The following is a 13,349-nucleotide window of genomic DNA, read 5'->3' as shown; positions in this document are numbered from 1 at the left end:
GGATGACCCTCGGCGCGAAAGCGGCATGCGGCGGCGCTACGATCGGCGGATGAATCCTTCCATTGACGTTGCCGTCGTGATGCGCCGTGAGCGCGTCGACAGCCGTTGGCAATCCTGGCGCTGGATTCTCGAAAGCGTCGGCCCCGACCAGCCCGGTTTCGGCACCGAGCCGCGCCTGCTCGAAGCCAGCGAGAGCGCGCAGCGCTGGCTGCACCCGGGCTTCAAGACCGAGCTGTTCCGCGACGACGTCGAGGGTTACCACCTGAATGCCACCACGCCCGCGCCCTGCTGGTTCGTGTTGTGGCGCATGGAAGAAGAGCCCACCATCGCCGACGAGCCGCTGGCACGGCCGGTGGTGGTGAGCCTCAGCTACAACGAGGCCGGCCGCTGGCTCGACGCGCAGGAAACGGTCGAGCAGGTGCCCGCGCCCGAAGAGGTGATCGAGTGGATGCGCGATTTCGTGCAGGCGCACTACGTGATCGAGCCCAAGCGCCGCAAGCGGCCTGAGAGTTTCCGCCCGCTGGTCGACCGCTTCGGCAACGCGGCCAGCGTGTCGACCGAGAAAAAGCGCGGACGCGGAGCAGGCGATGCCTGAGAATTTTTTCGACCGCTGGTCGCGGCGCAAGAAGGAAGCCCGCGAAGAGGCGCCGGCTCCCGCCGTTGCGCAAGAGGCCGAAAAGCCCGCCGATGCGGTCGCCGGAACCGCCATGCCCGTGCCCGCTGCGCCTGAAGCAGCGGCCGGCCTTCCAGCTGAAAACCCGCCCGAAACCCCTCAGCCCACTCTGGCCGATGCCCAGGCGCTCACGCCCGAGTCCGACTTCCGCCCCTTCGTTGGCAGGAACGTCGCACCCGAGGTGAAGAACACCGCCTTCAAGAAGCTCTTTGCCGACCCGCAGTTCAACGTGATGGACGGCATGGACACTTATATAGACGACTACTCCGAGTCGACGCCGATTCCGGACAGCGTGCTGCGCCAGATGGCGAGCGCCAAGTTCCTCAAGCTGTTCGACGACGAGGAGGAAGAGAAAGAAGCGCAGGAAACTGCCGGAAAATCAGCGGAAACCCCGCAAGACGCTGCGCCCACGGACGTGGCACAGTCAGAGCACCCGGGAGACTCCCTCCCCAGCCAGCAGGTTGCCGACGCGCAGCCCGCAAGCCAGAAGACCGATGACCACAACGCTGATCTGCGACTGCAACCAGACGATGCCGCTCGAGCCGAAGACGCTCGGCGCGGCGCTGGCTGAGTCGCTGCCCCTTCACTCCACCCTGTGCCGCCGCGAGGCGCCCGCTTTCCAGCGCGCCATCCGTTCGGGCGACGACGTGGTGGTCGCTTGCACGCAGGAGCGCAAGCTGTTCACCGAGCTGGCCGAACAGACCGAAGGCGCGACCTCGCCGATCCGCTTCGTGAACATCCGCGAGACCGGCGGCTGGAGCCGCGACGCGAAGAACGCCAGCCCGAAGATTGCCGCCTTGCTGGCGCTGGCTCACCTGCCCGAGCCCGAGCCGGTCTCGACGGTGAGCTACGTGAGCCAGGGCCGGCTGCTGATCGTCGGCCCGCTCGACCAGGCCGAGAAGGCCGCGGCGCTGGTGGCGGATTCGCTGCAGGTCTCCATCTTTTCCACCGGCCCGGGTGCCGCCGGCGGCGCGCAGGAGCGCCGCTGGCCCGTGATGGCGGGGCGCATCGGCTCGCTCACAGGCTGGCTGGGCAAGTTCTCGCTGCGCTGGACACGCGACAACCCCATCGACCTCGACCTGTGCACGCGCTGCAACGCCTGCCTGGGCGCCTGCCCCGACCAGGCGATCGGCCTCGACTACCAGATCGATCTGGCGAAATGCGGCTCGCACCGCGACTGCGAAAAGGCCTGCACCGTGGCCGGCGCCATCAACTTCAGCCGCGCGCCCGAGGCGCTCGATGCGGATTTCGACCTGGTGCTCGACCTGGGCGTCAACGCGCTGATCGACTGGCATGCGCCGCCGCAAGGCTATTTCCACCTGGCGGGTGGGCTCGCGCATGCCGAAGGCTTGTCGACCCTGCTTCGCCTGCGCGAAATGGTGGGCGAGTTCGAGAAGCCCAAGTTCTTCGACTACAAGCAGAAGCTCTGCGCCCACAGCCGCAATGAGGTGGTGGGCTGCAACGCCTGCGTCGAAGTGTGCTCGGCGCATGCCATCTCCAGCGACAAGGAGCGCCAGCGCATCGTCGTCAATCCGCAGCTGTGCGTGGGGTGCGGCGCCTGCACCACCGTGTGCCCGACCGGCGCGCTGGGCTACACCTACCCGCGCACGCCCGACCAGGGCCGCAAGCTGCGCACGCTGCTGTCTACCTACACGGGAGCCGGCGGCCGCGATGCCGCGGTGCTGCTGCACAACGAAGAGGGCGGGCAGGCGCTCGTCGAACAACTCGGCCGCGCGGCGCAGCTCGGGCGCGGCAAGCGCGACGGCCTGGCCGGCGTGCCCGCGCATGTGCTGCCGGTGGCGCTGATGCATGTTGCCAGCACCGGCATCGACCTTTGGCTCAGCGCCATCGCCTTCGGGGCCTCGCAAGTGGCGGTGCTCTCCACCGGGGAGGAAGCGCCGCAATACCTCGATGCGCTGAAGAAGCAGATGGCCGTTGCACAGGCGCTGCTCACGGGCCTGGGCTACACCGGAACGCATTTCCACCTGATCGACGCCGCCACACCGGCCGCGCTCGATGCGGCCCTGGCTGGCCTGCGCGCCACGCGGCAGCGCGTGCCGGTCACCGCGGCACGCTTTGCCGTCGGCGGGGAAAAGCGCGGCACTCTGGAGATGACGCTCGACCACCTGATGGCGCAAGCGCCCGTGCTCGCGGCGCCATCGAACGATGCCGCCGCACCCCTCTCAATCCCCCTGCCCGCCGGTTCTCCCTTCGGCGCGATCACAGTCAACAAGGACACCTGCACGCTGTGCCTGGCCTGCGTGAGCGCCTGCCCCGCCAGCGCGCTGCAAGACAACCAGAACGCGCCGCAGCTTCGGTTCATCGAAAAGAACTGCGTGCAGTGCGGCCTGTGCGAAACCACCTGCCCCGAAAACGCGATTGCGCTCGTGCCGCGCCTCCTGGCCGCCCCCGAGCGCAAGCAGCCCGTGGTGCTCAATGAGGCCAAGCCCTGGGCCTGCATCCGCTGCAGCAAGCCTTTCGGCACGCAGAAGGCCATCGAAGCGATGCTCGGCAAGCTGGCGGGCCACGCCATGTTCCAGGGCGAGGCGCTCGAGCGGCTCAAGATGTGCAGCGACTGCCGGGTCATCGACCTGTACAGCGCGCAAAACGAAATGAAGATCACGCAGCTATGAGCCAGTTTCCTCCGATGACCTCCGCGCTCGACGAGGAGATTGCGCGTGCCGAGGTCTACGGCCTGCTCGCGCGCCTCTGGTACGCCGCGCCCGACGCCGAGCTGCTCGGCGCCTTCAGCGTGGCGCCCACCGAGGCGCCGGCAGCCGGTGCCTTCCTCGAGGAGCCCTGGCGCCAGCTGGTCGGCACGGCGCGCGGCACCGATGCCACCGCGGTGCATGCCGAATACGACGTGCTCTTCGGCGGCATGGGCAAGCCCGAGGTCTACCTGTTCGGCTCGCACTACCTGAGCGGCTTTCTCAACGACAAGCCGTTGGCGCAGCTGCGCACCGACTTGGCACGGCTGGGCCTCGCGCGGGACGAGGCTGTGTCCGAAAGCGAAGACCACGTCGCCTGCCTGTTCGAGGTGATGCGCTACCTTATTGCCGGTGACGACGCGGCGGTGTCCAACCTCGCGCAGCAGCAGGCGTTTTTTGCGGCGCACCTGCAGTCCTGGCTGCCGACCTTGTGCGACGCGGTCGCGCAACATCCGAAGGCGCATTTCTATGCGTCCCTGGCGGGTTTCACCCGCGCTTTTGCCGAGGTCGAAGTCCAGGGCTTCGACATGCTCGACTGAGCTTTTTGCTCCGTAGAAATACGATTGTTAGAAATTAGGGTCTAGACTAGTATCCAGATGTACGAAGATCAGTTCACATCTGATTTGCCCCCAGCCACTCCTGGAGATCACATGCAGGACAGCCAAGCGGCCGGTATCAAGCCGGCCTCGCGTCGAGGTTTCTTTTTTGGCGCCGCCACCGCAGGTGCCGCGGTCGCCGCGGTTTCGGTGCTTCCCAAGGTGGCCGAGGCCCCCGCAGCCGTCGAGGCTGCCGCTCCCGAGCTGAAGCCCGCGCCTGAAAAAGGCGGCGGCTATTCGCTCAGCGAACACGTCAAGCACTACTACAAGACCGCTTCGGCCTGAAGCGGACACCCACGATGTTGCTGACCAAGAAAACGACCCCCGCGAACAGCGTGTCGCGGCAAGGGGAACGCGAGTCTTCTCCGTTCATTCACAGCCTGCGGCGCGGCCTTTCGGGCGCGCTGCCCACCATGGACCGGCGTGCCTTTTTGCGCCGCTCCGGGCTCGGCGTGGGCGTGGGGCTGGCTGCCGGCCAGCTCACGCTGATGCGCAAGGCCGAGGCGGCAGGCGATGCCCGTCCCACCGCGGTGGGCGCCGGCAAGGTTGAAATCAAGCGCACGGTGTGCTCGCACTGCTCGGTAGGCTGCGCCTCCGACGCCGTGGTCGAGAACGGCGTGTGGGTGCGGCAGGAGCCGGTGTTCGACTCGCCCATCAACCTGGGCGCGCACTGCGCCAAGGGCGCCGCGCTGCGCGAGCACGGCCATGGCGAGTACCGGCTGCGCTACCCGATGAAGCTGGTCAACGGCAAGTACGAGCGCATCAGCTGGGACACCGCGCTCACCGAGATCACGGCCAGGCTGAAAGACCTGCGGCAGGCTAGCGGCCCCGACTCGGTCTACTGGATCGGCTCGTCCAAGCACAGCAACGAGCAGTCGTACCTGCTGCGCAAGTTCGTGAGCTTCTGGGGCAGCAACAACTGCGACCACCAGGCGCGCATCTGCCACTCGACCACCGTTGCGGGCGTGGCGAATACATGGGGCTACGGCGCCATGACCAATTCGTACAACGACATGCGCGGCGCCAAGGTGGCCATGTACATCGGCTCCAACGCGGCCGAGGCCCACCCCGTCAGCATGCTGCACATGCTCCATGCCAAGGAGCACGGCTGCAAGATGATCGTGGTCGACCCGCGCTTCACGCGCACGGCGGCCAAGGCCGACGAGTACGTGCGCATCCGCTCGGGCTCCGACATCGCCTTCCTGTTCGGCATCCTGCACCACATCTTCAAGAACGGCTGGGAAGACAAGCAGTACATCAACGACCGCGTCTTCGGCATGGAAAAAGTGCGCGAAGAGGTCCTGGCCAAGTGGACGCCGGACAAGGTCGAGGAGGCCTGCGGCGTGAAAGAGGCGCAGGTGCTCAAGGTTGCCACCTGGCTCAACGAAAACCGCCCGGGCACCGTGGTCTGGTGCATGGGCCAGACGCAGCACACCATCGGCAACGCGATCGTGCGCGCATCGTGCATCCTGCAGCTGGCGCTCGGCAACGTGGGCAAGTCGGGCGGCGGCACCAACATCTTCCGCGGCCACGACAACGTGCAGGGCGCGACCGACGTGGGCCCCAACCCCGACTCGCTGCCCGGCTACTACGGCATCGTCGAAGGCTCGTGGAGGCACTTTGCCGCCACCTGGGGCGTCGACTACGAATGGATCAAGGGCCGCTTCGCATCGCCCGCGATGATGACCAAGCCCGGCATCACCGTGTCGCGCTGGATCGACGGCGTGCTCGAGAAGAACGAGCTGATCGACCAGGACTCGAACCTTCGCGGCGTGTTCTATTGGGGCCATGCGCCCAACTCGCAGACCCGCGGTCTCGAGATGAAGCGCGCCATGGACAAGCTCGACCTGCTCGTGGTGGTCGACCCGTATCCGTCGGCCACGGCCGCCATGGCCGCCATGCCCGGCCGGCCGGAAGACCAGAATCCCAACCGCGCCGTCTACCTGCTGCCCGCTTGCACGCAGTTCGAGACCAGCGGTTCCGTCACGGCCTCGAACCGCTCGATCCAGTGGCGCGAGAAGGTGATCGAGCCGCTTTGGGAGAGCCGCAGCGACCACATGATCATGCAGCAGTTCGCCGACCGCCTGGGCTTTGGCAAGGAACTGAGCAAGAACTACAAGATGCAGAAGGTCAAGGGCATGGACGAGCCCTTGCCCGACGACATCCTGCGCGAAATCAACAAGACCTGCTGGGCCGTCGGCTACACCGGCCAGAGCCCCGAGCGCCTGCAGGCGCACATGCGCAACATGGGCGCCTTCGACGTGCGCACGCTCAAGGTGAAGGCCGGCGTGAAGGACAAGGTCAACGGCTACGACCTCACCGGTGACTACTTCGGCCTGCCGTGGCCCTGCTACGGCACGCCCGAGCTCAAGCACCCGGGTTCGCCCAACCTGTACGACACGTCCAAGCACGTGATGGAAGGCGGCGGCAACTTCCGCGCGAACTTCGGCGTGGAGCGCGACGGCAAGAACCTGCTGGCCGAAGACGGCTCGCATTCGGTGGGCGCCGACATCACCACCGGCTACCCTGAGCTGGATCACATGCTGCTCAAGAAGCTGGGCTGGTGGGACGAGCTCACCGAGGCCGAGAAGCCGAAGGCCGAGGGCAAGAACTGGAAGACCGACAGCTCGGGCGGCATGATCCGCGTGTTCATGAAGAACCACGGCTGCCATCCGTTCGGCAACGCCAAGGCGCGCGCAGTGGTCTGGAACTTCCCGGACGCCATTCCGCAGCACCGCGAGCCGCTGTACGGCAACCGGCCCGACCTGATGGCCAAGTACCCGACGCACGACGACAAGATGGCGTTCTGGCGCCTGCCCACGCTCTACAAGACCGTGCAGCAGAAGAACATCGCCGACAAGGTGCACGAGAAATTCCCGTACGTGATGACCTCGGGCCGGCTCGTCGAGTACGAAGGCGGCGGTGAGGAAACCCGTTCGAACCCCTGGCTGGCGGAACTGCAGCAGGAGATGTTCATCGAGATCAACCCGAAGGTCGCGGCCGAGAAGGGCATTCGCAACGGCGAGCGCGCCTGGGTGCACACGCCCACCGGCGCAAAGCTCAACGTGCAGGCCCTGGTCACCGAGCGCGTGGGGCCCGACACGGTCTTCATGCCGTTCCACTTCTCGGGCCATTGGCAGGGCGCCGACATGCTGGGCTATTACCCGGCGGGCGCCGCCCCGGTGGTACGCGGCGAGGCCATCAACACCGGCACGACTTACGGTTACGACAGCGTGACCATGATGCAAGAGACCAAGACCACGGTCTGCAATGTGGAAAAGGCATAAGGAAGCACCATGGCACGAATGAAATTTGTCTGCGACTCGGAACGCTGCATCGAATGCAACGGCTGCGTCACTGCCTGCAAGAACGAGAACGAAGTGCCCTGGGGCGTGAACCGCCGCCGCGTGGTCACGCTGAACGACGGGGTGCCGGGCGAGAAATCGATCTCGGTGGCCTGCATGCACTGCTCCGACGCGCCCTGCATGGCCGTGTGCCCGGTGCAATGCTTCTACCGCACCGACGAAGGCGTGGTGCTGCACGACAAGGACGTGTGCATCGGCTGCGGCTACTGCTCGTACGCCTGCCCGTTCGGCGCGCCGCAGTTCCCGTCGCAAGGCACCTTCGGCGTGCGCGGCAAGATGGACAAGTGCACCTTCTGCGCCGGCGGCCCCGAGGCCAACGGCTCGGAAGCCGAGTTCGAAAAGTACGGCCGCAACCGGCTGGCTGAGGGCAAGCTTCCGGCCTGTGCCGAAATGTGCTCGACCAAAGCATTGTTGGCCGGTGATGGCGACGTGGTGGCCGACATCTTCCGCACCCGCGTGGTCCAGCGCGGCAAGGGCGCCGAAGTCTGGGGCTGGGGCACCGCCTACGGTTCGCAGCAGGCCGGCAAGCCGCCGGTGAACGGGGTGCAGAAGTGAAGCGGCAGGGCCTCATCGTCGTGGGCGCTGCGCTGGTCGCAACGTGTCTTGCGGCCTGCGGCGAGAAGCCGCAGACCAATGCGCAGGGCGTGAAGCACGACGCTGCTCCCTGGACCGGCACCGGCACCAAGGAGAACGCCGGCACGGTGTTCACCGCGCCCGACTGGAAGGTCGGCGACAAGACCGCCTGGCAGCAGCAGCTCAAGACCCGCACGCAAAACGGGCAGAACGAATACAACAAAGAGAACTGAACGGAGAGCCCATGAAGCAAGCGCTGACCGCTCTCGTTCTTCTTGCCGCGCTGGGTACGGCCTTCGCGCAGGCGCAGCCGCCGGCCGCCCCTGGAACGACGTCCGCACCCGCTGCTCCTGCTGCAGCCGCCGCGCCGGCGCCCGCCGGCGGCGTTCGCAGCCAGAACATCTTCGAGGTCAAGCCCGAAGCGAGTGCCGACCCCAACTACGCGAACCAGACCAACGGCGAGCGCATGAAGGTGCAGCCCGGCAACAACGCGCCCATGTGGCGGCAGGTGGGGCAGGGCGTCACCGGCTACAGCAGCCTGCCGAAAAGCGAGGCGCCTGAAGCCGGCAACCTGATCCAGCCGTTCGTGCAGTACCCCGGCTCGCGCTTCACCAATGCCGGCGAAGCCTGGCGCCAGGTGCGCAACGACTGGCTCATTCCCTACGGCGCGGCGCTGTTGTTCGTCACGCTGCTGGCGCTTGCCATCTTCTATTTCACGCGCGGGCCCATTCGCCTGCACGGCCAGGAAACCGGCCGCAAGATCGAGCGCTTCACACCGTTCGAACGGGCCACGCATTGGTCGAACGCCATCGCGTTCGTCACGCTCGCCATCTCCGGCATCGTGATGGCGTTCGGCAAGTTCTTCCTCTTGCCGTGGATGGGCTTGACGCTGTTCGGCTGGATCACCTACGCGCTCAAGAACGTCCATAACTTCGTCGGCCCGCTGTTCGTGGTGACGACGGTGTTCATGGTGTTCACCTTCATCCGCGACAACATTCCGCGCGCGATGGACCTGAAATGGCTTGCGCGTTTCGGCGGCCTCTTCGGCGGCAAGGAAGTGCCTTCGCACCGCTTCAACGCGGGCGAGAAGCTGGTCTTCTGGGGCGGCGTGCTGTTCCTCGGTCTCTTCGTCATCGGCTCGGGGCTCTTCCTCGACAAGCTGCTGCCCGGCTTCGTCTACACCCGCGGCGAGATGCAGGTGGCGCACATGATCCACGGCGTTGCAACGCTGCTGATGATGGCGATGATCATGGGCCACATCTACATCGGCACGCTGGGCATGACGGGCGCCTACAAGGCCATGCGCACCGGCTACGTCGACGAGACCTGGGCCAAGGAACACCACGAACTCTGGTACGACGACATTGCCGCGGGCAAGATCCCCGCGCAGCGCACGGTTCCGGCCGATGCGTCGGCACCCGTCGCAGTGCGGGCACCGCGGCCCGCCGAAGGAACGTCCTCATGAAGAAGCTGTCTGTGTCGCTGAAACTTTCCGCGCTGGTATTCGCGCTGGCCGCGCCCGTGGCATGGGCCAAGCTGCCGCCGCCGCCCGCCACGCCCGAGGCCAAGGCCAAGGCCGCTGAAACCGCCGCCAGGACGGCCTGGAGCGGCAAGGTCGATTCGTACAAGCTTTGCCTGGCGCAGGACCGCGTGGCCGCGAAGTACCGCGCCAGTGCGGCAGCGGCCGGCAAGCCGGTGCCCACGGCCGCCGCAACGCCGCCTTGTGCCGACCCCGGGCCTTTCGCCTTTGCGCCGCCGGTGGAACAGGCCAAGCCGCTCGAGGTTTCGGGCGCGCATTCGCCGGCCCCCACGGCCGCATCGCCACCCAGCACCAACCAGCCGGCCGCCACCGTCAATCCCACGCCCAAGGCGCAGTGACGACGCGTTTGCCGTTGCAGCTTCCCCGTCTTACCCAGGCCCGCGCCGCGCTCACGCGCGAGGTCGCGGTCGTCGATGAGCATGGCGCCCATGGCACCGTGTCCATTCCGGCCGAGCGCGATCTCACGGTGTATGTGGACCGGCGCGAGCTGGTCACGCTGATGACGCTCGGCGCCCAGCCCGAACTGCTGGTGTTGGGCTACCTGCTGAACCAGCGCCTGATCGAATCGGCCGCTGACGTCGAGTCGGTCACGGTCGACTGGGAAGTGGGCGCCGCGGCGGTCAAGACGCACGCCGGCATCGACCGCATCGAAGAGCGCACCGCGAAAAAGGTGGTGACCACCGGCTGCGGCCAGGGCAGCGTGTTCGGCGATTTGATGGCCGACATCGACAAGCTCCGGCTGCCGCCCACCCGCATGACGCAGGCGCAGCTCTATGCGCTGGTCAACGCCATCCGGCTCCAGGAGAGCACCTACAAGTCGGCCGGTTCGGTGCACGGGTGTGCGCTGTTCACGCTGGAGCCCGGCGGTACCGAGGCGACGATGCACTGCTTCGTCGAAGACGTGGGCCGGCACAACGCCATCGACACCATTGCGGGCTGGTGCGCCATGCAGCCGGCGGGCGCTCTGGCGGGCGACCGCGTTTTCTACACGACAGGCCGGCTCACCAGCGAAATGGTGATCAAGTCGGCACAGATGGGCGTGCCCATCGTGGTTTCGCGCAGCGGCATCACGCAAATGGGCCACGAGGTGGCCACGCGCGTCGGCCTGTGCGCCATTGGCCGTGCCACCAACCGGCACTTCGTCTGCTATGCGGGTGTCGACCGGCTCGTGCTGCAGCCGGAACTCGCGCGCCGCAATCCGGCCTAAGGGCTGTTCTCCCTATTCGCGGTAAGTCCCTGAAAGGCGCCGGCGCGCCCGCGTCGGCTATCGTCTCGCCCATGAATGCCTCCCTCCGCCTTGGCTGGCGCACCCTCTGGCGCGATTTGCGCGCCGGCGAACTGCGCCTCTTGATCGTTGCCGTGCTGCTGGCCGTGGCCGCACTCACGGCCGTCGGCTTCTTTGCCGACCGATTGCAGGGAGGCTTGCAGCGCGATGCGCGGCAGCTGCTCGGCGGCGACGCGGTGATAGTGAGCGACAACCCCACGCCCGAGGCCTTCATCGCGCAGGCACGCACGTACGGGCTCCAGGGCACCAGCACCTACGGCTTTCCCACCATGGCGCGGGCCGACGACGCCCAGGGCGGTGCCAGCAAGCTGGTGGCGCTGAAAGCCGTGACCGCGGGCTACCCATTGCGCGGCAACCTGCAAACCGCGAATGCCGCCGATGCACCCGGCAGCATCACGCGCGACATTCCCCCGGCGGGCGAGGTCTGGGTCGATGCCTCGCTGCTCGATTCGCTCGCGCTCAAGGTGGGAGACATGCTTCTTCTTGGCGACAGCAGCCTGCGCATCGGACGCGTCATCACGCTCGAACCCGACCGGGGCGCTGGCTTCATGAGCTTTTCGCCGCGCGTCATGCTCAACCAGGCCGACGTGCCGCGCACCGGCCTCGTGCAGCCCGCCAGCCGGGTGGGCTACCGCTATGCCGTGGCCGGAGACGATGCAGACGTCAAGCGCTTTTCCGACTGGGCCGAGGCCACCATCAAGAAGGGCGAAATGCGCGGCGTGCGGCTCGACTCCTTCGAAGGCGGGCGCCCCGAAATGCGCCAGACGCTGGACCGGGCCGAGAAATTCCTGAGCCTGGTCGCGCTGCTAGCGGCGCTGCTCTCGGCCGTGGCCGTGGCGCTGGCCGCGCGCGGCTTTGCGGCCAATCATCTCGATGACTGCGCCATGCTGCGCGTGCTCGGCCAGAGCCAGCGCACCATCGCCATGGCGTATTCGTTCGAATTCGCGGTCGTCGGCATCGTCGCCAGCGGCCTCGGCGTGGCCATCGGCTTTGCCGTGCACTACGTGTTCGTCGTGCTGCTTGCGGGGCTCGTGGAAACGGCGCTGCCGGCGGCCACCTTGTGGCCCGTGGCGTTCGGCCTGGGCATGGGGCTCACGCTGCTGTTCGCCTTCGGCCTGCCGCCGGTGCTTCAATTGGCCAAGGTGCCTCCGCTGCGGGTGATCCGGCGCGATGTCGGCGGGCTCAAGCCCGCGTCGCTCGCGGTGCTGGGCATCGGCGTGGCCGGCTTTGCGGCCTTGCTGATCGCGGCCAGCAGCGACCTGAAGCTGGGCCTGATCGCCGTCGGCGGCTTTGCGGGCGCCGTGGCCGTGTTCGCACTGCTGAGTTGGCTCGCTGTGAAGGTGCTGCGCCGCAGCGTCAACGAAACCACCGCGCCGCGCTGGCTGGTGCTGGCCACGCGCCAGATCTCGGCGCGGCCGGCGTACGCCGTGGTCCAAGTGAGCGCGCTGGCAGTCGGCCTGCTTGCGCTGGTGCTGCTGGTGCTGCTGCGCACCGATTTGGTTGCGAGCTGGCGCAAGGCCACGCCGCCCGATGCACCGAACCGCTTCGTCATCAACGTCATGCCCGACCAGAGCACGGCGTTCCAGAAATCGCTGCGCGATGCGGGCGTGAAAAAGTTCGACTGGTACCCGATGATCCGCGGCCGGCTGGTGGCCATCAACGACAAGCCGGTGTCGCCTGACGACTATGTGGAAGACCGCGCCAAGCGCCTGGTGGACCGCGAGTTCAACCTCAGCAACAGCGTGGAGGCGCCGTCGCACAACAGCATCGTCGCGGGTGCGTGGAAGCCCGACGCGCCCGGCGAAGTGAGCGTGGAAGAAGGCCTGGCCGAAACGCTCGGCCTCAAGCTGGGCGACGTGCTGCGCTTCGACATCGGCGGCATGCAGAACGACGCACGCATCACCTCGCTGCGCAAGGTCGACTGGGGTTCGATGCATGCGAACTTCTTCGTGATGTACACCGTGGCCGCATTGCCCGATGTGCCCGTGACCTACATGGGCGCCTTCCGCGCACCCGAAACCCGTGGCTTCGACAACGCGCTGGTGCGCAGCTACCCCAACGTGACCAACGTGGACATGAGCGCCACCATCAACCAGGTGCAGCGCGTGCTCGACCAGGTGATTCGCGCGGTCGAGTTCCTGTTCGGCTTCACGCTTGCGGCGGGCCTTGTGGTGCTGTTTGCCGCGGTCACCGCCACGCGCGAAGAGCGCGCGCGCGAGTTCGCGGTGATGCGCGCGGTCGGCGCCCGCGCCAGCCTGCTGCGCCAGGTGCAGCGCGCCGAGCTGGCCGGTGTCGGCCTGCTCGCCGGCTTCCTGGCGAGCATCGTGGCCTCGGTCATCGGTTGGGGGCTTGCGCGCTACGTGTTCGACTTCACCTGGACCGCATCGCCCGTGGTTCCGGTGGCCGGGGCGCTCGCGGGTGCCGTGCTGGCGCTGGCCGCGGGATGGTGGGGCTTGCGCGACGTGCTGCGCAGGCCGGTGGTGGATACGCTGCGGCGCGCGGCCGAGTGAGTAATTGATAGAGATAGATTTTTTTCTTTAGCCGCGGGCGGGAAGGGCCTGGGAATGCAATACATTCCCCGGCCCTGCATTCATTCGATGAGAACCCCC

General features: G+C 67.1%; 12 protein-coding genes. All 12 read left to right on the top strand.

The features are described 5' to 3' along the window. Window positions 1-25: 25 nt before the first annotated feature. The gene (locus tag M0765_RS03200) at window positions 26-595 is read left to right on the top strand and encodes a DUF3305 domain-containing protein (RefSeq protein ID WP_126748431.1); all 570 of its coding nucleotides are present in this window, start codon (window positions 26-28) and stop codon (window positions 593-595) included. Next, window positions 588-1,244, top strand: coding sequence for a DUF3306 domain-containing protein (locus M0765_RS03195; RefSeq protein ID WP_258502001.1), 657 nt, complete (start codon window positions 588-590; stop codon window positions 1,242-1,244). Before M0765_RS03200 ends, M0765_RS03195 begins: the two co-directional genes overlap by 8 nt. Then, a complete protein-coding gene (locus tag M0765_RS03190) occupies window positions 1,168-3,306 on the top strand; it encodes a 4Fe-4S dicluster domain-containing protein (RefSeq protein WP_258502000.1) in 2,139 nt (712 codons plus the stop codon). The genes M0765_RS03195 and M0765_RS03190 overlap by 77 nt, the downstream gene beginning before the upstream one ends. Further along, entirely contained in the window at window positions 3,303-3,920 is a 618-nt protein-coding gene (locus M0765_RS03185) for a TorD/DmsD family molecular chaperone (RefSeq protein WP_258501998.1), read from the top strand. The genes M0765_RS03190 and M0765_RS03185 overlap by 4 nt, the downstream gene beginning before the upstream one ends. Before the next feature lie 111 nt (window positions 3,921-4,031). Continuing rightward, entirely contained in the window at window positions 4,032-4,262 is a 231-nt protein-coding gene (locus tag M0765_RS03180; protein WP_157615302.1) for a formate dehydrogenase, read from the top strand. Between the two features lie 14 nt (window positions 4,263-4,276). Next, entirely contained in the window at window positions 4,277-7,264 is a 2,988-nt protein-coding gene (locus tag M0765_RS03175) for a formate dehydrogenase subunit alpha (RefSeq protein WP_258501996.1), read from the top strand. Window positions 7,265-7,273: 9 nt separating this feature from the next. Then, window positions 7,274-7,897 (top strand): formate dehydrogenase FDH3 subunit beta, encoded by a 624-nt coding sequence (gene fdh3B / locus M0765_RS03170; RefSeq protein WP_258501995.1) that lies wholly within the window; start codon window positions 7,274-7,276, stop codon window positions 7,895-7,897. Next, a complete protein-coding gene (locus tag M0765_RS03165; RefSeq protein ID WP_258501994.1) occupies window positions 7,894-8,148 on the top strand; it encodes a hypothetical protein in 255 nt (84 codons plus the stop codon). The genes fdh3B and M0765_RS03165 overlap by 4 nt, the downstream gene beginning before the upstream one ends. An 11-nt stretch (window positions 8,149-8,159) precedes the next feature. Next, complete coding sequence (locus M0765_RS03160; protein ID WP_258501993.1) at window positions 8,160-9,380, top strand: formate dehydrogenase subunit gamma; 1,221 nt, start codon at window positions 8,160-8,162, stop codon at window positions 9,378-9,380. After that, a complete protein-coding gene (locus M0765_RS03155; protein ID WP_258501991.1) occupies window positions 9,377-9,793 on the top strand; it encodes a hypothetical protein in 417 nt (138 codons plus the stop codon). Before M0765_RS03160 ends, M0765_RS03155 begins: the two co-directional genes overlap by 4 nt. Continuing rightward, window positions 9,790-10,662 (top strand): formate dehydrogenase accessory sulfurtransferase FdhD, encoded by an 873-nt coding sequence (locus tag M0765_RS03150; protein ID WP_258501989.1) that lies wholly within the window; start codon window positions 9,790-9,792, stop codon window positions 10,660-10,662. The genes M0765_RS03155 and M0765_RS03150 overlap by 4 nt, the downstream gene beginning before the upstream one ends. A 71-nt stretch (window positions 10,663-10,733) precedes the next feature. Further along, complete coding sequence (locus tag M0765_RS03145) at window positions 10,734-13,250, top strand: ABC transporter permease (protein WP_258501988.1); 2,517 nt, start codon at window positions 10,734-10,736, stop codon at window positions 13,248-13,250. Window positions 13,251-13,349 lie beyond the last annotated feature (99 nt).

Origin of the sequence: Variovorax sp. S12S4 (genome assembly GCF_023195515.1) — a bacterium.
Lineage (GTDB): Bacteria > Pseudomonadota > Gammaproteobacteria > Burkholderiales > Burkholderiaceae_C > Variovorax.
The sequence above is the reverse complement of the archived record's forward strand: the minus strand, read 5'-3'. Positions and strand labels throughout refer to the sequence as shown.

What these genes read in the sequence shown, in the direction of transcription:
- M0765_RS03200 (WP_126748431.1), top strand. Translation starts at nt 26, where the DNA reads ATGCGGCGGCGCTACGATCGGCGGATGAATCCTTCCATTGACGTTGCC.
- M0765_RS03195 (WP_258502001.1), top strand. Translation starts at nt 588, where the DNA reads ATGCCTGAGAATTTTTTCGACCGCTGGTCGCGGCGCAAGAAGGAAGCC.
- M0765_RS03190 (WP_258502000.1), top strand. Translation starts at nt 1,168, where the DNA reads ATGACCACAACGCTGATCTGCGACTGCAACCAGACGATGCCGCTCGAG.
- M0765_RS03185 (WP_258501998.1), top strand. Translation starts at nt 3,303, where the DNA reads ATGAGCCAGTTTCCTCCGATGACCTCCGCGCTCGACGAGGAGATTGCG.
- M0765_RS03180 (WP_157615302.1), top strand. Translation starts at nt 4,032, where the DNA reads ATGCAGGACAGCCAAGCGGCCGGTATCAAGCCGGCCTCGCGTCGAGGT.
- M0765_RS03175 (WP_258501996.1), top strand. Translation starts at nt 4,277, where the DNA reads ATGTTGCTGACCAAGAAAACGACCCCCGCGAACAGCGTGTCGCGGCAA.
- fdh3B (WP_258501995.1), top strand. Translation starts at nt 7,274, where the DNA reads ATGGCACGAATGAAATTTGTCTGCGACTCGGAACGCTGCATCGAATGC.
- M0765_RS03160 (WP_258501993.1), top strand. Translation starts at nt 8,160, where the DNA reads ATGAAGCAAGCGCTGACCGCTCTCGTTCTTCTTGCCGCGCTGGGTACG.
- M0765_RS03155 (WP_258501991.1), top strand. Translation starts at nt 9,377, where the DNA reads ATGAAGAAGCTGTCTGTGTCGCTGAAACTTTCCGCGCTGGTATTCGCG.
- M0765_RS03145 (WP_258501988.1), top strand. Translation starts at nt 10,734, where the DNA reads ATGAATGCCTCCCTCCGCCTTGGCTGGCGCACCCTCTGGCGCGATTTG.